18 protein-coding genes are annotated in these 16,810 nt (G+C 59.0%); 8 read left to right on the plus strand and 10 right to left on the minus strand.

The features are described from left to right. The first annotated feature begins 57 nt into the window (after positions 1-57). The 3 genes from EY643_RS04230 to EY643_RS04240 are packed head-to-tail and all read left to right on the plus strand — an operon-like array spanning position 58 to position 2,499. Positions 58-513 carry a MaoC family dehydratase gene (locus EY643_RS04230; protein WP_152661016.1) on the plus strand — a complete coding sequence of 152 codons (456 nt, stop codon included), beginning with the start codon at positions 58-60 and terminating at the stop codon, positions 511-513. Between the two features lie 10 nt (positions 514-523). Further along, complete coding sequence (locus EY643_RS04235; protein WP_170287274.1) at positions 524-2,056, plus strand: FAD-dependent oxidoreductase; 1,533 nt, start codon at positions 524-526, stop codon at positions 2,054-2,056. Further along, positions 2,053-2,499, plus strand: coding sequence for a c-type cytochrome (locus tag EY643_RS04240; protein WP_152661018.1), 447 nt, complete (start codon positions 2,053-2,055; stop codon positions 2,497-2,499). The genes EY643_RS04235 and EY643_RS04240 overlap by 4 nt, the downstream gene beginning before the upstream one ends. Here the strand turns inward: EY643_RS04240 and EY643_RS04245 are convergent. Then, positions 2,461-3,648, minus strand: coding sequence for a lipid-transfer protein (locus tag EY643_RS04245; protein WP_152661019.1), 1,188 nt, complete (start codon positions 3,646-3,648; stop codon positions 2,461-2,463). The two genes, EY643_RS04240 and EY643_RS04245, sit on opposite strands and share 39 nt — an antisense overlap. Before the next feature lie 16 nt (positions 3,649-3,664). Next, positions 3,665-4,099, minus strand: a complete 435-nt coding sequence (locus EY643_RS04250) for a Zn-ribbon domain-containing OB-fold protein (RefSeq protein ID WP_152661020.1) — start codon at positions 4,097-4,099, stop codon at positions 3,665-3,667. Between the two features lie 138 nt (positions 4,100-4,237). Here EY643_RS04250 and EY643_RS04255 point away from each other — a divergent pair, with 138 nt between their 5' ends. Further along, positions 4,238-4,915, plus strand: coding sequence for an SOS response-associated peptidase (locus EY643_RS04255; RefSeq protein WP_152661021.1), 678 nt, complete (start codon positions 4,238-4,240; stop codon positions 4,913-4,915). Between the two features lie 40 nt (positions 4,916-4,955). Here the strand turns inward: EY643_RS04255 and EY643_RS04260 are convergent, their stop codons facing one another. Further along, the gene (locus tag EY643_RS04260; RefSeq protein WP_152661022.1) at positions 4,956-7,421 is read right to left on the minus strand and encodes a TonB-dependent receptor; all 2,466 of its coding nucleotides are present in this window, start codon (positions 7,419-7,421) and stop codon (positions 4,956-4,958) included. A gap of 295 nt (positions 7,422-7,716) precedes the next feature. On the opposite strand from EY643_RS04260, the gene EY643_RS04265 reads away from it, so the two are divergent. After that, positions 7,717-8,514, plus strand: a complete 798-nt coding sequence (locus tag EY643_RS04265; RefSeq protein ID WP_152661023.1) for an SDR family oxidoreductase — start codon at positions 7,717-7,719, stop codon at positions 8,512-8,514. On the opposite strand, the gene EY643_RS04270 is transcribed toward EY643_RS04265, so the two are convergent. Genes EY643_RS04270 through EY643_RS04290 form a run of 5 tightly spaced genes read right to left on the minus strand, consistent with a single transcriptional unit; the run spans position 8,511 to position 12,522 of the window. Continuing rightward, positions 8,511-9,083 carry a PqiC family protein gene (locus EY643_RS04270; RefSeq protein WP_152661024.1) on the minus strand — a complete coding sequence of 191 codons (573 nt, stop codon included), beginning with the start codon at positions 9,081-9,083 and terminating at the stop codon, positions 8,511-8,513. The genes EY643_RS04265 and EY643_RS04270 overlap by 4 nt on opposite strands. Beyond that, complete coding sequence (locus EY643_RS04275) at positions 9,080-10,048, minus strand: MlaD family protein (RefSeq protein ID WP_152661025.1); 969 nt, start codon at positions 10,046-10,048, stop codon at positions 9,080-9,082. The genes EY643_RS04270 and EY643_RS04275 overlap by 4 nt, the downstream gene beginning before the upstream one ends. 13 nt (positions 10,049-10,061) lie before the next feature. Next, on the minus strand, positions 10,062-10,829 hold the full coding sequence (locus EY643_RS04280) for an ABC transporter ATP-binding protein (RefSeq protein WP_338035562.1): 768 nt from the start codon (positions 10,827-10,829) through the stop codon (positions 10,062-10,064). After that, the gene (locus tag EY643_RS04285) at positions 10,829-11,959 is read right to left on the minus strand and encodes an ABC transporter permease (RefSeq protein ID WP_152661027.1); all 1,131 of its coding nucleotides are present in this window, start codon (positions 11,957-11,959) and stop codon (positions 10,829-10,831) included. Before EY643_RS04285 ends, EY643_RS04280 begins: the two co-directional genes overlap by 1 nt. Before the next feature lie 59 nt (positions 11,960-12,018). Continuing rightward, positions 12,019-12,522, minus strand: coding sequence for a DUF3806 domain-containing protein (locus EY643_RS04290; RefSeq protein WP_152661028.1), 504 nt, complete (start codon positions 12,520-12,522; stop codon positions 12,019-12,021). A gap of 172 nt (positions 12,523-12,694) precedes the next feature. Between EY643_RS04290 and dapA the strand changes: the two genes are divergently transcribed. The 3 genes from dapA to EY643_RS04305 are packed head-to-tail and all read left to right on the plus strand — an operon-like array spanning position 12,695 to position 15,388. Further along, a complete protein-coding gene (dapA, locus tag EY643_RS04295) occupies positions 12,695-13,570 on the plus strand; it encodes a 4-hydroxy-tetrahydrodipicolinate synthase (protein WP_152661029.1) in 876 nt (291 codons plus the stop codon). Then, positions 13,567-14,622, plus strand: coding sequence for an outer membrane protein assembly factor BamC (gene bamC, locus EY643_RS04300; protein WP_152661030.1), 1,056 nt, complete (start codon positions 13,567-13,569; stop codon positions 14,620-14,622). Before dapA ends, bamC begins: the two co-directional genes overlap by 4 nt. 10 nt (positions 14,623-14,632) lie before the next feature. Next, on the plus strand, positions 14,633-15,388 hold the full coding sequence (locus tag EY643_RS04305; RefSeq protein WP_152661031.1) for an MBL fold metallo-hydrolase: 756 nt from the start codon (positions 14,633-14,635) through the stop codon (positions 15,386-15,388). Here EY643_RS04305 and EY643_RS04310 read toward each other — a convergent pair. Together EY643_RS04310 and EY643_RS04315 are read right to left on the minus strand one after the other, a co-directional pair. After that, positions 15,385-16,266 (minus strand): lysophospholipid acyltransferase family protein, encoded by an 882-nt coding sequence (locus EY643_RS04310; RefSeq protein ID WP_152661032.1) that lies wholly within the window; start codon positions 16,264-16,266, stop codon positions 15,385-15,387. The genes EY643_RS04305 and EY643_RS04310 overlap by 4 nt on opposite strands. Then, on the minus strand, positions 16,263-16,760 hold the full coding sequence (locus EY643_RS04315) for a leucine-rich repeat domain-containing protein (RefSeq protein ID WP_170287276.1): 498 nt from the start codon (positions 16,758-16,760) through the stop codon (positions 16,263-16,265). The genes EY643_RS04310 and EY643_RS04315 overlap by 4 nt, the downstream gene beginning before the upstream one ends. Between the last annotated feature and the right edge of the window lie 50 nt (positions 16,761-16,810).

Below are 16,810 nucleotides of genomic sequence, written 5' to 3' on the forward strand. Positions count from 1 at the left end.
AACAGCGCAGAGCGGGTGTTATAGTCGCCGCTGTTTTACCTGTCAGGGAGAGTAACTATGCCAACCATTTTCGAACAACCCGCCGATTTGCTTGGTGCGGTTGGACAGCACCTTGGATACAGCGATTGGGTGGAAATTGACCAGCAGCGTATCGATTTGTTCGCCGATGCTACCGGCGATCACCAGTGGATTCATGTCGATCCCGAGAAAGCTGCCGCAGGCCCTTTTGGCTCCACGATTGCCCACGGCTACCTCACCTTGTCCCTAGCCAACTTGTTTCTGCCCCAGATCATGGAGGTACGCAATACGTCGATGGGCGTTAACTATGGCTGCGAAAAAGTCCGATTTCCGGCGGCAGTGCCGGTCGGCAGCCGCGTGCGCGGCGGCGGAGAAGTGATTAGCGCCGAGGAGCTGAAGGGAGGCGTGCAGGTAGTCGTCCGCGTAACCATCGAGATAGAGGGCGGGGAACGGCCCGCCTGCGTCATCGATACCATCAGCCGCTTTTTCCCCTGAGTGTCGATTTTTGACCAAGCGCCCCAATAAAACACCGGGTATAAGTCGCCGCTCCCTGCTTGGGGCCGGCGCTGCCGCTGTCACTTCGGCAGCGGCGGGCGCCGCTGCGCTCCCTGCATCTTCCATTGGTGGCTGGGATCTCACTACCGATGTACTGGTGGCGGGTTCCGGCGCCGCGGGTATGTGCGCAGCATTGGAGGCCGCGGCTGCAGGCAGTCGCGTGATGGTGATCGAATCCCTTGGTCAGGCGGGTGGCAGCTCGGCAATGTCCGGCGGTGTGATCTATGCCGGGGGTGGTACGGCGCTGCAAAAGTCCCACAAGATTGAAGACTCGGTCGTGGAGATGTACCGCTTTCTCAAGGATGTCAGCGGCGCTGGCGTGTCTCTGCCCAAGGTCCAACTCTATTGCGAGGAATCTGTCGCCCACTTTGACTGGTTGTTGCAGCAGGGTGTGCCCTATGGTGGCGGCTTCACGGCTGCCAAGGGGCTGCCTGAGGGCGAGGAATCGCTCTACTATTCAGGCACCGAACTCGCCTGGCCTGCTCGCGATCTCGCTCGCCCTGCCCCTCGCGGCCATGTGCCGGGAGTGCGTGGAATGAATGGCGGTCGCAAACTGATGGAAGCGCTTTTTGCCCGTGGCGAGGCTGCGGGTATCCGCGTTCGCACCCGTACTTCAGGTCAGCATCTGGTGACGGAAAGCGATGGCCGTGTGGTGGGTATGCTGGTTGAGGATGGGGCCGGGCGACGCCAGCGCATTCGCGCCCAGCGTGGCGTGGTGCTCGCCTGTGGTGGCTTCATCCACAATCGAGAGATGCTTGAACTTTACGCGCCGGAGCTGGCTGCGGCGTCGGTGCCCTGGGGCAACGCCGGCGATCAGGGCCAGGGCATCAACATGGGAATTTCGGCGGGGGCTGCGGCACTGCGCATGCACGAGGGATTCGCCATAGCCCCTATTTATCCCCCGGAACACACGCTGGCAGGTCTGGTGATAAATCAGGTGGGCCAGCGGTTTGTTGCCGAGGACGCCTATCACGGGGTGCTGGGTCACCACATCGCGTACCACCAGAGTGGGAAAGCGTGGCTTATTACCGACCAGTTCAGCACCTTCGGATATAAACAGGATAATTTTCCTATGGTGGCCCAGGCTAATTCCGTCGGTGATCTCGCCGATCAACTGCGCCTGCCACGGGGCAGCTTACAGAACACTGTGGCCTACTTTAATCGCTTCGCAGCGCGTGGTGAGGACCCTCTCTTTCGCAAGAGCAACGCTTTCCTGCGCCCGTTGCAGGCGCCGCCGTTTCAAGCCTGGGATCTGTCGGTCGACAAGGCGTTTTTCCCAGTGCACACCTTTGGCGGCCTGCATACCAGTGTTGATGGCGAGGTCATCAGCAGTTTTGGTGAGCCGATTCCTGGCTTGTACGCAGCCGGCCGCAATACCGCGGGGCTGCCAACGGCGCCCTATATTGCCAGTGGTCTCTCACTGGGAGACGCGACCTTCTTCGGCCGCCGAGCCGGTCGCGCCGCAGCGGGAGTCTCGACATGATTCGTGTACTGGTGCTCTCCGTGTGTTTTGCGTTTGGCATTGGCAACGTATTCGCCCAATTGCCCACCACCATAACCACAGCCAGCGAGAGCCTGCCTCAGGGCAGCGCCGAGCGCGGACGGTTAGTCTTCGCTCCCTGCCGCACCTGCCACTACCCCGAGCAGTACATGGGGCACAATAACGGCCCCAATCTCAGCGCAATTTTTGGCAAGGTGGCGGGTAAACAGCCGGGGTTTCGATATTATTCACAGACTTTCAGCGACGCTGAGTTCGTCTGGACACCGCAGCTGATGTACGCGTGGTTAGAAAAGCCTATGGAGATGTTTCCAGACTCCAGCATGATGAGCCTGGGAGTGCCGGACCCGCAGCAGCGGGCCGACTTGATAGCCTACCTGCTGCAGGCCTCAGCGCTTGACGATAACGGAACTACCGTGACCGAATAACCCCTGGTTGGCGGTAATACCTACTTTTGCGCCCTGTACCTGGCGGTCGCCCGCTTCCCCGCGCAGTTGCCATGTCAATTCGCAGACCTGGGCCAATGCCTGGGCAGGAACAGCCTCGCCAAAACAAGCCAGACCGCCGGAGACATTCACCGGTATCTTGCCGCCGATGGCGGTGTCGCCAGCTCGCAGGAGTGCGGCCGCCTCGCCACGGGGGGCAAGCTGAAGGTCTTCGATCCAATCGAGCTCCAATGCGGTAGAGAGATCGTAGACCTCGGCCAGGTCAACGTCGCCAGGCCCGATACCCGCTTCCTCGTAGGCCTTTAGGGGCAGTGTGGAGCGGAACGAGTGAGCGTCGATGCCCACTGCTGCGGCCGAGTCAGTGGCAATGTCGGGCATCTCCACCACGCTGCTGGCGAAGGTGGGCGTTGTGGTCGAGATTGCGGCCACTCTGGGCGCATCGCCCTTGCCGATTTTTCTGGCATACTCCACGCTGGAAACAATCAACGCCGCGCCGCCATCAGAGGTGGCGCAGATGTCCATCAGACGTAGTGGGTCGGCTACCATCGCCGACGCGGCGACATCTTCGGCGGTGAATTGTTTTTTGTAACGCGCTCGTGGGTTGTGCGCACCGATTTTCGAGTTCTTAACTTTAACGGCTGCGAAATCTTCCAGGGTGTCGCCATACACGTCCATGCGGCGTCGGGCGTACAGGGCGAAATACGTCGGGTTGGTGATTCCCAGATAAAATCTGACCCAATCGGGATCTTCCGGGCGGTAGCCTCCAGCTGGCGCCAGAAAACCTTTCGGGGTGGTGTCGGCGCCGACCACAAGGGCCACGTCGCACTCGCCTGAAAGAATCTTATTGCGCGCGGCGGCCAGAGCCTGAGAGCCAGAGGCACAGGCGGCGTAGGAGGTGTTTACCTCGGCGCCCTGCCAGCCAAGAGCCTGCGCAAAGGTGGCTCCGGCCACGTAGCCAGGATAGCCACAGCGCACGGTCGCGCCGCCGGAAACGAATCGGACGTCTTGCCAGGGCACGCCTGCATCAGCCAGAGCTTCGCGGGCAGCCGCTACGCCATACTGGACAAAGTTGTGGCCCCATTTACCCCAGGGGTGCATGCCTGCGCCGAGAATGGCGATTTCATTGGACATTGTTGTTAACTCCCGCTCAAGCCTTAACAGGCTTCCATTTCCAGGTCATCTTGATGTCGTCGTCGGTCTCGTGCAGTTGCTCGAGCACCAGTTCTACCGGCATGCCGACCTTAAGCTCGTCACAGGACACGCCTTCGATGACCTGCCCCAGGACGACCATTTGTTCTTTCTCCAGCTGCACCGCGGCTATCGAGTAGGGCTCGAAGGGCTCGGCTGCGACAAAAGGCTCTGGCGGCTTGTAGCTCGCATTGGTGTAACTCCAGATATGACCGGTACGGCTGAGCTCCACTTCACTGAATTCGGTGGAATCACAGGCGGGGTTGCGACAGTACGCATGGTTCATGGGAAAGAAGTAAGAGCCACAGCTGTTGCACTGGGTGCCGATCAGGTGTGGCTTTACTTCCATGGTGTGCCAGCCATCGATGGCTGGGGCCAGCGGTTTATCGCTCATGGTGTTCTCCATAGAAAAGCGCGAATCAGGGTAAACCCCGGGCGGCGGGCAGGCAAGGAAGGCGCCCAGAGAGCGCGAGGGGGTATACCTAAACAGACCTGTATTGAGCCTGCCGCCGGTTTTGGGCAAAGTGGTGGTATGTGTGGAAGATTCAACGTTATCGACAGCCCTGGTCTGCAGTCTCTGCTGCGCGATCTGGGTATAGACCTGCAACTGCCTACGGCAACCAATGTTGCGCCGACCGAAGGCGTCGGTTTGGTCCGCGACGCGGGGGCAGGCTCCCAACTGGATGCCGCGCGTTGGTGGTTGACGCCCTCGTGGGCGCCGGCAGTCGATCAGAAGTACAGCATGTTTAACGCCCGCTGTGAGAGTCTTGCGACCAGCCGTGCGTTTCGCACGCCGTTCAAGCGTCAGCGGGGCATCGTGCCGATGAGTAGTTTCATCGAGTGGCGCACTGTGGCTGGGCGCAAGAGCCCCTGGCTGATATCGAATGCACAGCAGGCGCTGGCGGTAGCAGCGCTGTGGGACGTCTGGGACGGCGATGGTTCACAACTGCTCAGCTGCACCCTGGTAACCACTGCAGCGGCACCCCAGTTTGAACCCTGGCACAAGCGTATGCCGGTGGTGCTTGCAGAGGAAGAGTGGGGCCGGTGGCTCGACAGCAGCCAGCCGATTGCAGCGAACGATCCGCTTTTTCGCGCTGAACTCAAGTCAGAGTGGTACTTGCAGGAATTGTCTGGTGCTATTGGCAACGCCAGAAACAAAAACCCCTCCGAGATGGAGGGGTTTGGGGAACTAATAGAACTTCGCCGCTAAATCACTCGCGCCCCTGTTCGAGGCGCGGGGCGAGGGTCGCTTAGAAGGAGTAACGCAGGTCGATGCCGTAGGTCAGCTGGTCATCGATGCGGGTGTGGTATGCACCCAGTACGCTAGCAGCGAGGCCACCGGGGTTCTCGGCGCGCTCTTCGTCCAGCAGGTTGTCACCCCACAGTGCCACTTCGATATTTTCGTCATCATTGGTCCAGGAGATGCGAGCGTTGAGAAGCTTCTCGTCCTGGAAGTACCACGGGCCAGTTGTGTAGATCGCGGTATCTTCGTTCGGACCTGTGTTTTCGTTAAACACGTAATGAGCGTGGACCAGCAGGAAGCCTCTGGGGATCTCAGGCGTCCAGTCAAACTTCAGCGTGTATTCAGTACCAGAATCGTCCTTGATGGTATCACCGCCAGAGAGATCACCCGCTGAGTTGTAATAGGTCTCAGAGGTCTCTTCGGTTTCGCGATAGGTGGTGAGCGCGCCAACACGCAGGCTGTCTGTGACAGTCCAGGTCAGCAGCAGCTCGATACCATCGACTTCGAGGTCTTCACTCACGATACCGGGGGCGGCCGTGGGATCGTCCGGGCCGTCTTTGATGTCGCGCTGTACCTGGCGATCATCCAGTTCGTGGCGGAAGATCGACACTTCGGTACGCAAGGTCTCGTTGAAGAAATCACCCTTCAGGCCGATTTCGACAGACTGAATTTCCTCAGGATCGAAGGAGCCGGTCTGAACCGATTTGAAGCTTTGGCCATCAAAGCCGCCGGACTTGTAGCCGGTGGAGTAAGAGGCGTATGCCATGGCGATATCACTGAATTCCCAGTCAGCAACCAGGCGGCCAGTGGTCTTGTTCCAGTCGTCGCTGGATTCGAACTTGTTGAACCACTGGTCCTGGGGAGCACCGGTCTCAGCGGGGTCGTAGGCGACACGCGCGGGAGCAATAGGCCAGTCGATAGAAGACTGGTAGGTCTGCCAGGAGTAGTCCTTCTCGTCATAGCTGTAGCGCAGGCCGGCTGCGATGCGAATAGTGTCGGTCAGCTGGTATGTGCCGTCGATGAACACGCCCCAGTTCACAAAGTCACCGGTGTTATCCATGGTCTCGGTGGAGTAGTCACCGGAGTACGAAGGCGGCAATACAGCTACGCCAGCGAGGTTTGAGATGCCGAGCCACCATTCGTCAGGCTGGTCCGCAAACAAGTCCCAGGCATGAGTGTCCTGGCTGGGCGGGATGCCGATTTCGGGAAGCAGGTCGATGCTGACAAACTGCATGTAGGAGTCGGCCAGCAGACCGATGTCGGTGCGCTGGAACACATCTTCCTGGCTGTAGTTTGCGCCGAAGATGAGGTCGAGGTTGTCCTGCACAAAGTTGAAACGAATTTCACTGTAGAAGATGTCGGAATCTTCGATGTTGTTGGTGTCGAGGTAGCGGCGCATCTCGGCCGTGCCGTCTTCTTCCTGCAGGTTGGTGGTTTCCCACTCACGGTAGCTGACAATACCGAACATGGACCACTCGTCGTTGATGCCGTGATCAATTTGCAGCGACACGCCGTACATTTCACGCGTTTCTTCTTCGTTATTGCGGTTGCTGTCGTAGGTGTTTCCCGCGCCGGCTACATCGTGCTGGTCCTTACTGCGGAAGGGATCATCGCTGCCCTGGTAAGAGTACTTGGGGTTGACGCCAATCGCAGCGCGGGGCATTTCATCCCGGTCTTCGAAGTCAGCGGCGAGCTGGATGGAGGTTTCTTCGGCGACATCCCAAAGCAGGACACCACGGCCGGCAATGAAGCCCTCGTTCCGGAAATCGTCACCGTTGGTGGCGGTTTCGGTAAAGCCGTCACGCTGGTGAGAGAACAGGTTGCCGCGGAAGTACAGGCCGTCAGTAATGGGGGCGTTCACCATGCCCTCCATGCGTACCATGTCCTGGCTACCGACGCGGGCTTTCACGAAGCCTTCAAATTCATCGTGCGGTTTGTTGGGTACGATGTTGATTACACCGGCGGTTGCGTTGCGGCCGAACAGCGTTCCCTGTGGGCCTTTCAGTACTTCAGTTCGGGCAATGTCGGAGAACGGAATAGACGTTACCGCGCGGGGCATGTAGGAGCCATCGTAGAACACGGCTACAGACGCATCCTGGCCGGAGCTGATGTTAGGGCTGGAAATACCGCGAATGGAGATGCCGAACTGGGTGGTACCGCCAACAGTATCGGCGATGTCGACACCCGGCATGAAGGTGTCGATATCCTGAATGGTGGCCGCGCCGGTGTTGATCATGTCCTGGGTGGTGAAGGCATTCACTGAACCGGGAACAGACATGAAGTCCTCTTCACGTTTCTGAGCGGTTACCACGATTTCTTCCAGTGCCAGGCTGTAGCCGCCAGACGCTTGCTGTGCCACCGCTGGGATGGTCAGAGTGGTGGCGCCCAGGGCGAGTAGGGCGGTTTTTACCGCCTTGTGCATCGGCGTTTTCGCCGGGACGCGCAATCTGCGGTCGGTCGTTGGCTCGTTCATTGGTTCTATCCCGTAGTGAGTGTGTTTCAGTGTTATGGGCCCGGTGCTCTGCCTCTCTTGACGGGGCAGTAGTGGTCCGGTGCCTTCCTTTAGATCTTTGTTATATAGCCGGTTTCCCTACCATATTTGTGGATTAATTCTACCTCTAAAGGCAATCCCAAAGCCTGTGGAAAATCCACATTTCTCGACATTCTCTGAGTAGGCGCGAATTCTTTGCATAAAACCTTAAACCAAGCTGAAAAGACCATGGATATGACCCCTCTAGTACTGTTTTGAGGCCGATTCGGCGGGCAAAATGCGGATCCTGTCACAGTTTGGAGAAGCGGCCATGGCGCTGTATGCATTGACCGGCGGAACCACCGGAATCGGCGGTGAGTTGAAGAAGCAGTTGCTGGACCTCGGTCACGAGGTCATTTCGGTAGACATCAAGGAGGGAGATATCACTGCCGACCTCTCTACCCCGGAAGGGCGCGCGACTGCCATTGCGGGCATTCGTGAGCGGGCCCCGGACGGCCTCGACGGCTTCATACCCTGTGCCGGTCTGCCGCCTGTGGCGCGTCCATTAGGATTGATTCCAGCCGTGAATTATTTCGGCGTGGTTGAGATGGCCGAGGGGCTGCGCGATCTGGTCGCCAAGCGCCGTGGCACGATTTTGCTGGTGGCCTCCAACTCGGCGCCCATGGTTCCCAAGGACGATCCCTATGTGGAGCTCTGTCTCGCGGGAGACGAAGGCGCTGCGCTGAGCGACATCGCCAGCAAAGACGGCCACACTGCCTATGCCGGTTCCAAGCGCGCAGTGAGCGCCTGGATGCGGCGCAATGTCGTGTCTTACGCGAAGGAGGGGGTGCGTCTGAATGCGGTTGCGCCGGGTATCACTATGACGCCGCTGACCGAGCAGGTGATGGCGGATGAGGAGTTGGGTCAGGCTATGCGCGATTTTGGCGAAATGGTGCCCTGGGGTGGGACCGCCCAGCCGGCCCAGATCGCCAATGTTATGCGCTTCCTGCTCTCAGCTGAATCTGACTTTGTGTGTGGCTCGGTTATATTCATTGATGGCGGTTCCGACGCCATGCTGCGGCCGGACGACTTCTAGTTCAGCCGACCCTGAATTTCTGTTGCGATCTCCTCACTGAGCTTCCACAGAAGTTCGCTGTACGCCGCGGGGATTTGTGGTGCGATTTCTGCACTGCTATCCAGCCCGATCTTGTGTTGGCTGAGCCGTCGCACGAGTTGATTGCCCGAGGTCGGCTGGTACAGCAGCCACTCTGCGATCAGGGTGGCGCCTGTGGGTTCGGCGTCCAGTTTACGAATATTCAGTTTGACCCCGAAGTCGGGCGCCCGCTGTTGATGATAGGGGTAGGTCTGCACGCTGTTGGTTTGCAGCAGCCCCGCCATGTTCAGGCTCACGACCCTGCCAATGGCGCCCTCGAGCGGTTCTGCCCAGCGCTCGGTATTGTCAATTTCAACCTCACTGCCACCCATGCTGTAGACCAGTTGTTCGCGTCGCAGATAGGCGGGCATCTCTACTGGCCCAACACCGAGGGAGGGGGAGCTGGCATCGGGGATCGTGTCCACCCTGGTATCCAGCAGGTAGTGATTACTGGGGGTGGTAGTGCAGGCCCCCAGCAACAGGATGGCGCAGCCGAGTATCAGTGCTCTCATTTTTGGTCTCCTGTTCTGCCGCGCAACAGCGCTTCCGGTTGCTCTTCGAGCGTGCGGCTTAGTTGTTGCAGGGAGCGTCCCGCCTGAGAGAGGTCTCGCAGGGTCCGGTTGAGTTCGTAAATGGTGGCAGAGTCCTGGTCGAGCAACGCTTCCAGCTCGCTCATGCCCGATTCGAAAGCGGAGATAGCCGCTTCCAGTAGGGCGAGGTTGGACTTAACCAGCTCGGCCATCTCGGGCAGTTCTCTATTGGCGGTGTTGATGGTGGTGTTGGCGCCATCCAGCAGCTGGTCGATGCGTGGGCCACTGCTATCAACCTGGGCAGACAAGCGCTCGCTGAGAGCGGTCAATGAGGCCAGAGTGTCCTGGGCCTGTTGCGGTAGACCCTGGAAACCCTCGCTGGATACAAAGCTGTTGATGCCTGCCGCTACCGCCTCGAGGTCACCCGCGACCTTGGCAAAGTCTATGGTCTCCAGTTTCCTCGTCAGTCTCTCCAGTTCCGTTGGAATGGTGGGGATCTGCAGGTAAGGCGTGTCTACATCCGCCAGATTGATCTCGCTGTTAGGGTGGAAATCCAGCTGAATGTAGAGCAGCCCGGTTAGCAGGCTCTGGGTGTTTAGCTGGGCACGAAGGCCGCGAGAAATGAGCTCTTCAGTGAGGGACTCCGTGCTCGCACCGCTGCGGCGAACGTTCTCGCTGCGAATTTCTGCCTCCACCAACATGATCAAGTCGACGGTCTCTGTGTCGAGAATCAGTTCGATGTCGGTGACCTGGCCCACCTGTACGCCACGCAGCGCCACCGGCGCTCCCAGGGTAAGGCCTTTGACCGAGCCTTCGAAGACCATGACTACTTTGCTTCGCTCACTGCCAAAGCCGGTTCCCAGGGCGAAGATTACCGTGGTGATGGCAATAACCAGGGCGCCGGTGACAAAGGCCCCGATGGCAACTGTATTGGATTGTTCGCTCATGGCTGGTTCTCGTTCATAGCTGCTTCCCCTGGCCGGCGCCGGATGCCCGGGCCAGGAATTGTCTCACAACTGCCTGGTCGCTGTGGTCGCGCAATGTCTTTGGATCGCCATAGGCAATCATGGTCTTGCTGCGAGCGTCCAGATAGACCGAATTGGTAGCGATCTCAAAAATGCTCGGCAACTCGTGAGTCACCATGACCACGGTGGCACCAATAGACTCCTGCAGCTGCACAATCAGTTCGTCCAGGAGTCTGGAACTGATGGGGTCGAGGCCTGCGGATGGTTCATCGAAAAACAGGATCTCTGGGTCGAGCGCAATCGCGCGAGCCAGAGCGGCCCGCTTGCGCATGCCGCCGCTGATTTCGGAAGGATAGTAGTCCTGATAGCCTGCCAGGCCTACCAGTGCAAGTTTGTAAGCCACAATGTCGTCGATATCACTGCGGTTGTATTTGGTGTAGAGCTGCAGGGGAAGGCCGGTGTTCTGGGCCAGGGTCATGGCGCTGAACAGCCCGCCTGACTGGTAGGTGATGCCCCAGCGGCGGCGCATGGCCTCCCGCTGATCGGGGCTGGCGGCGACAAAGCTTTCGCCCGAGTAAAGTATGTCCCCTTTGGCGGGGTCCAACAGGCCCAGCATGTGTTTGAGCAGGGTGCTTTTGCCACAGCCGCTGCCGCCCATAATGACAAAAATGTCGCCGCGATTGATGTCGAAGTTAAGGTCTTGTTGGATCAGCAACGAACCGTAGGCCATGGTGAGGTCGCGGACCGCGATGTGAGCGCTCATCAAATGCCCACCTGCTGGCAGATAATATTGATCGCGGCGTCTGCGACGATGAGGTACACGATGGATGTCACCACCGCTTCGGTTGCCGCTTGGCCAACGGCCGCCGAACTGCGGCCGCTGTTGATGCCGGCGCGGCAACCGGCCACCGCGATGAGGACGGCGAACACCAGGCTTTTGAATATACCCACCAGCATGTGATCGAAGCCGAGCGCGGTCTCGCCTTCGGCAATATACATGAGAGGTGTAATGCCCATGCCGCCCGCCACGATGCCGCCACCGATCATGCCCAGCAAATTGGCGTACACAGTAAGCAGCGGCATGATGACGACAAGGGCCAGCATTCTCGGCACGATCAGGAACTCCATCGGGGAGATGCCCATCGTGGTAATTGCGTCGATCTCTTCATTGGTCTGCATGGTGCCGAGCTGCGCGGCATAAGCCGCGCCGGTGCGTCCAGCCATGACAATGGCGGTCATCAATACACCCATCTCTCGCAGCATACCAATCACGACCAGATCGGCCACGTAGATCTCAGCGCCAAACTGCTGCAGCTGCACAGCGCCCAGGTAGGCGAGAATCATGCCGACCAGCAGGCTGGTCAGGCTGATGATTGCGAAGGCGTCGGGGCCTGCCTGATAACAAAATTGACGAAAATCCACGAAGCGGGTGTTTGCGCGCCCTCGGACCAGGTTGAATAGCGCGAGGCTTAGTTCTCCGATAAAGGCCAGGCTCTCGTGGGTGCGCGCCCATGCCATGCGCCAGAGCCGTGCCGGATTTAACTGGTCCAGCAGCGAGGGGGCTGCATCTGGCGGGGGATTGTGCTCAGGCACGGTCGTAGCGACGCGAAGGAGGCGCTCCACGCCCTCTGGCATATTCTGGGTGGAAAACTTGAGCCCGGCCTCACAGCACTGGTTGTAGCACTGGAGCAGGAAAGCCATGAGTACCGAATCCCATTGCCCCAGGCCGGCTCCGTCGACCACGAGTTCCTCCGCCTGGATATAGGGCAATTCGTCTCGCAGGATGTCAAAATCACGGTGCGCACGGCCCTGGGCCCAGTCTCCTGTCAGTGCCAGGGTCGCCTGTTCCGAGGTCTCTGTGATCAGTTGGAAGCCGGCGGGGTTGGAGTCCATGCGGTCCTTGGTGGGGAGTTTATGTGCAGTCTACTGCCAAGCAGCGTGAATACCAATCTCTAGTGATAGGGCAGAGGCGGCATGGCCGAACGCATTGCCGCTTCTGCGCGCGCATAAATATCTTCCACTGACTCGGTATTGCCGGCCTCGTGACGGCGGGCAATCATGGTCATGGGGAACAGATAGGCGTCTGTTTCGCGGTAGCGCAGAGCGCGGCTGCGTCCGAGTCTGTCTTCGTAGATAACCCAGTGCAAATCGAGTTCATTGGCCAGCAGGTCGCCCATAACCACGCCCATGGCCTGGAGTTCTCGGGTTTGGTCGGGCCCTACCAGTTCGTCGTCCAGTATCCGCTGCAGCAGCTCCAGGTCATTGGGTTTCACCTGCTGGAATCGGCGTCCGTATTCACTGGCCACCAGGGTTCCGATGAGGTCGCGTTGCTGCTGCATATAGCCCAGGTCGAGTTTGGACATTTCACTGATTCGCAAGTCATCCTGAGAGTGGCTCAGCACAGGAAAAATGGAGAGTGCGGCGGCCAGCAGGAAGGTTTTGATTGCTCGGTGCATCGAAGTGGATCCAGTCTTGGGCAAGGTCCTTCATTCTAGGCCTCAGGAGAGCTCCGGGAAAGGGGCTCTGTAGGGCCTTCGCGGTTGTTATTCCGGCCTCTACATGGATAATGGCCCTCTTCCCTCGGGCCGGTATATTCAAGGCCGCCCCAGACAGTATCGGAGACAGTAAATGATTAGCGGTAGCATTGTTGCCCTGGTGACGCCCATGAATCTCGACGGGACCGTCGATTGGGTTGCCCTTGAGCGACTTCTGGACCTGCACATCGAGGCCGGCACGGGTGCCATTGGCGCGGTCGGCACAACGGGCGAGAGCGCCACACTGAGCGTGCCGGAGCACTGTGAAGTCATCAAACACTGTGTCGACCATGTCGCTGGCCGTATCCCGATTATGGCGGGCACTGGTGCCAACGCCACTCGCGAGGCCATCGAGCTAACGCGCGCTGCTGCCGACGCTGGCGCTGATTGCTGTCTGCTGGTAACACCCTACTACAACCGACCCACGCAGCGCGGGCTGTACGCGCACTTTAAAGCGGTGGCTGAGGCGGTTGATGTTCCTCAGATTTTGTACAATGTCCCCGGGCGCACTGCGGTCGATATGCAGAACGAGGTGGTGGCGGAGCTGGCCAGCCTGCCCAATATTGTCGGCATCAAAGACGCAACCGGCGATCGTGAGCGCGGCCGCGACCTTATCGCCCGCTGCGGTGAACAGATTGCTGTTTACTCCGGTGATGACCCCACAGCAATGGATTTGATGCTGGCTGGGGGCAAAGGCAATATCTCGGTGACTGCGAATGTAGCGCCAAAATTGATGGCGGAGCTTTGTGCTCAGGCCATGGCGGGCAATCGAGACGAGGCCAGTGCGATCAACGATCGCCTGACACCGCTGAACGACGTTCTGTTCCTCGAAGCTAACCCGATTCCGGTGAAGTGGGCTATGGCCCAGCAGGGCCTTATTGGCGAAGGTATTCGCCTGCCCCTCACTGTTTTAGATGAGCAGTACCACGGCGATGTGAAGGCAGCGCTGGAGGCAGTGGGAGTCCAATGATCAAGGCTAGCAACATATTTCGCGGTACAGCGGCGGCGTCAATAGCCATAGCACTCAGTGGCTGTGGATACCTCTTTGGCGACGGCGGGATGTTCCCGGATCGGTCGCAAGACTACAAAAATGCGGAAGAACAACCGGTTATCTCAGTGCCCGAGGGCAAAGACACGCAGAATTTGCAGGAGATCTACCCGATCCCCGAAGTTGAGCAGGACGTGGTTCTGGCGGGAGATTTCGAGGTGCCGCGACCCACACCGCTGGTCGCGGGCAGCTCCGACCAATTGGTGCGCATCCAGCGCCTGGGCGCCGAGCAATGGGCGCTGGTAGCGGAAGCTCCCGGTGAGGTCTGGCCACAGGTGCGCAGTTTCCTCACGAGTGCAGGCATTTCGGTTGCGCGGGTAGACGCTCGGGCCGGCTTGATGGAAACAGGCTGGATGGAACTCGAGTCACAGCCGATAGCCAGTCGCTTTCGTATCCGGATTGATCAGGGCGTCCAGCGCGGTACCAGCGAGCTTCATGTATTGCAGATGATTCAGGCCGGAGATATCGAGAACTGGCCAGCGACCTCCGATAATCCAGAGCAAGAGTCCGAGATGCTCAGCGCGGTGGCGCAATATATTGCCAATGCCGCCGGTAGTGCTCAGGTCTCCATGGTGGCCAACCAGACCATCAGCGCCAGCGGCAAAATCGCCATGGCTGAGACCGCCGCAGGCGAGCCGTATATCGCACTGGAACTGCCTTATGATCGCGCCTGGGCCTCACTCGGACGCGCGATCGAAAAGTCGACCTTCGAAATTGCAGATCGTGACCGCAGCAGCGGCGATTATTTCGCAGTATTCCTGGGCCTGACGGCCGAGGAAGAGGCTGGCTGGTTTGATTGGCTGTGGGACAGTGAGGCGGAACAGCCTCATGTCGGCGAGACTTTTGTGATAAGCATGAGGCGCGAAGATGAGGAAAATATGGCGATCTTCCTGCGCCCGCAGGAGTCGAAGGTGAACCTCACTAAACGCGAGCAGCAGGCTATGTTAACCCTGATCAAGGGCAACATTAACTAGAGCGCGGGCGATGCGTTTCGCTTCACTGGGCTCGGGTAGCAAGGGCAATGCAACCCTGGTCCGCGCCGGCGACACGCTATTGATGGTGGACTGTGGTTTTTCCGTGCGGGAAACCACCCGCCGGCTAGAGCGCCTGGACCTGACGCCCTCAGACCTGACCGCTATTCTGGTGACCCACGAGCACAGTGACCACTGTGCGGGCGTGGCCCGTCTTTCGCGCAAATTCGATATTCCTGTCTATCTCTCTCACGGCACTGCTGGCAGCGGCCGCTGCGATGGCGCCTACGAATTGCGCTGCTTCAATAGCGAAGATCGGCTATCACTGGGAGAGGTGGAGGTGCAAACGGTGAGGGTGCCGCACGACGCGGCCGAACCCTGTCAGTTTCGCTTCGAGGCTGCGGGGCGGAGCCTGGGAGTATTGACAGACCTGGGGTGCATAACACCCCATGTGATCGAGGCTTATCGCGGTTGTGCGGCGCTGCTGCTGGAGTTTAATCACGATCGGGAAATGTTGCAGCAGGGCAAGTATCCGCCCCAGTTGAAACGCCGTGTCGGCGGCGACTGGGGTCATCTCAATAATCAACAGGCGGCTGAATTACTGTCGCACCTTGATTCGGCGTCTTTGAGCCACCTGGTAGTGGCGCATATCAGTGAGCAGAACAACGCACGGGAATTGGCCGAGGCCGCCTTGGATCGGGTGCGGGCTTGCACAAACAATGTCGTCTGGGCCTGTCAGTCAGAGGGATTTGGCTGGTTGGACGTCTAGCCGGTTTCCTGTTCCGCAGCGGCGCAGGCTTCCTCTGCGGCTCTATCGCGTTTCCAGCGACGGTTGCTCCACAGCCAGCTTTCCGGGTCTGCAGCTATCGATTTTTCAATGAGTTCGACATAGCGATCCGTGATCTGGTGTGACTCCTTGTCGTAGGGGGGGCTAGCGACCTCGTGAAATTCTATTTCGTAGTACCCCGTCCGCCGCCGATGGCACTGGGCGAAAACCACCGGAAAGCCGGTCATCTTGGCGATGGTTTCGGCGCCAAGGTAGAAGTTGGCTTCCTGGTTCATGAATGTTGTCCAGTAGCCACGCTCGCTGCGTACCGGTGACTGGTCTGCCAGCATCACAAAAATCCTGAACTCGCGTCGGCGTCGGAGAATGTCGCGGGTGGCTTTGTCCATAGCCAGTGGCCGTGAGCCAAACTGGCTGCGAATGTCGAAGATTAGCTGGTCAACAGTTTCGTTGTGCAAGGGTTTGTACACGGGGTCTATAGGCGCTCCGAATTCTGCCAGGGCACCGTGTAACATCCATTCCCAGTTTCCCTGATGAATAGACAAAACAATGGCGGATTGAGTTTTTTCCGCGGTATGTTTCCGTAACAATTCGGGATTGATGACTTTCACTCGTTCCCTGAAGTCCGCTTCTTGCATGCGCCTTGCTTTGAGAATCTCCAGCGCGACCTGGGCCAGGCGCTGGTAGAATCGGCGGCCGATCTGGGCGCGGGTTTTTGCATTCATCTCCGGAAATGCGCGAGTCAGGTTCTGGCTAACGACATTCCGGCGGTAACGAAACACGTGGTAGAGCAGTACGTAGACGAGCCAGGCCGTCGCGTATAGCAGCGGGAACGGTAGGTAGGCGATGAGGCGGTATATCATCGTCGAGGGCAGTGTCCGGGGAGTTTCAGTTCATCAAGTTGCAGCAACGCGCTGTTGCCAGGGCAGGTAAGAGACCCATTGCCCCGCAGATCGAGGCTTTGCAGGGCGGGCAACTGGTAGAGACCCCGCGGGTCAACAATCTTGTTGTTGGCAAGTTGGAGGTCGCGCAACAGGCTGAGCTTCCCTAGCTCCGTGGGATCGCTAATACGGTTGTCTGAGAGGACGAGACGGGCGACACTGGTGAAAATACCCAGCCCTGCCACGCTCTCGACGCCGAGGTCAGAGCAGTCCAGGTCTCGCAGCTGGCTCGCCTGGGTGATTTTCAGGCGCTCGATCTCGGTGGAGACGCAATTGCGCAGGGCCTCGTCGGCGAGGGTGTATTCGCTAAACAGAGGCAGCGGTGTGTAGACCACGCGCTCGTTGACCGAGAGGTCGTAGCTGCCGCAGCCGGCGCTGACGAGCAGAGCGACGGCGGTGATAATCCGCTGGAACACGAATAGGTTCTCCTTACAATGGTGGCGGCGTTGGCCGCCTCGCAACAGGG

This window comes from Halioglobus maricola (genome assembly GCF_009388985.1).
GTDB lineage: Bacteria > Pseudomonadota > Gammaproteobacteria > Pseudomonadales > Halieaceae > Halioglobus > Halioglobus maricola.

Bases quoted from the DNA above. Each gene is read 5' to 3' on its own strand.
- EY643_RS04240 (WP_152661018.1), top strand. From the start codon at position 2,053: ATGATTCGTGTACTGGTGCTCTCCGTGTGTTTTGCGTTTGGCATTGGC.
- EY643_RS04230 (WP_152661016.1), top strand. From the start codon at position 58: ATGCCAACCATTTTCGAACAACCCGCCGATTTGCTTGGTGCGGTTGGA.
- EY643_RS04265 (WP_152661023.1), top strand. From the start codon at position 7,717: ATGCGGATCCTGTCACAGTTTGGAGAAGCGGCCATGGCGCTGTATGCA.
- EY643_RS04255 (WP_152661021.1), top strand. From the start codon at position 4,238: ATGTGTGGAAGATTCAACGTTATCGACAGCCCTGGTCTGCAGTCTCTG.
- EY643_RS04285 (WP_152661027.1), bottom strand. From the start codon at position 11,959: ATGGACTCCAACCCCGCCGGCTTCCAACTGATCACAGAGACCTCGGAA.
- EY643_RS04270 (WP_152661024.1), bottom strand. From the start codon at position 9,083: ATGAGAGCACTGATACTCGGCTGCGCCATCCTGTTGCTGGGGGCCTGC.
- EY643_RS04280 (WP_338035562.1), bottom strand. From the start codon at position 10,829: ATGAGCGCTCACATCGCGGTCCGCGACCTCACCATGGCCTACGGTTCG.
- EY643_RS04310 (WP_152661032.1), bottom strand. From the start codon at position 16,266: ATGATATACCGCCTCATCGCCTACCTACCGTTCCCGCTGCTATACGCG.
- EY643_RS04245 (WP_152661019.1), bottom strand. From the start codon at position 3,648: ATGTCCAATGAAATCGCCATTCTCGGCGCAGGCATGCACCCCTGGGGT.
- bamC (WP_152661030.1), top strand. From the start codon at position 13,567: ATGATCAAGGCTAGCAACATATTTCGCGGTACAGCGGCGGCGTCAATA.
- EY643_RS04260 (WP_152661022.1), bottom strand. From the start codon at position 7,421: ATGAACGAGCCAACGACCGACCGCAGATTGCGCGTCCCGGCGAAAACG.
- EY643_RS04250 (WP_152661020.1), bottom strand. From the start codon at position 4,099: ATGAGCGATAAACCGCTGGCCCCAGCCATCGATGGCTGGCACACCATG.
- EY643_RS04305 (WP_152661031.1), top strand. From the start codon at position 14,633: ATGCGTTTCGCTTCACTGGGCTCGGGTAGCAAGGGCAATGCAACCCTG.
- EY643_RS04275 (WP_152661025.1), bottom strand. From the start codon at position 10,048: ATGAGCGAACAATCCAATACAGTTGCCATCGGGGCCTTTGTCACCGGC.
- dapA (WP_152661029.1), top strand. From the start codon at position 12,695: ATGATTAGCGGTAGCATTGTTGCCCTGGTGACGCCCATGAATCTCGAC.
- EY643_RS04290 (WP_152661028.1), bottom strand. From the start codon at position 12,522: ATGCACCGAGCAATCAAAACCTTCCTGCTGGCCGCCGCACTCTCCATT.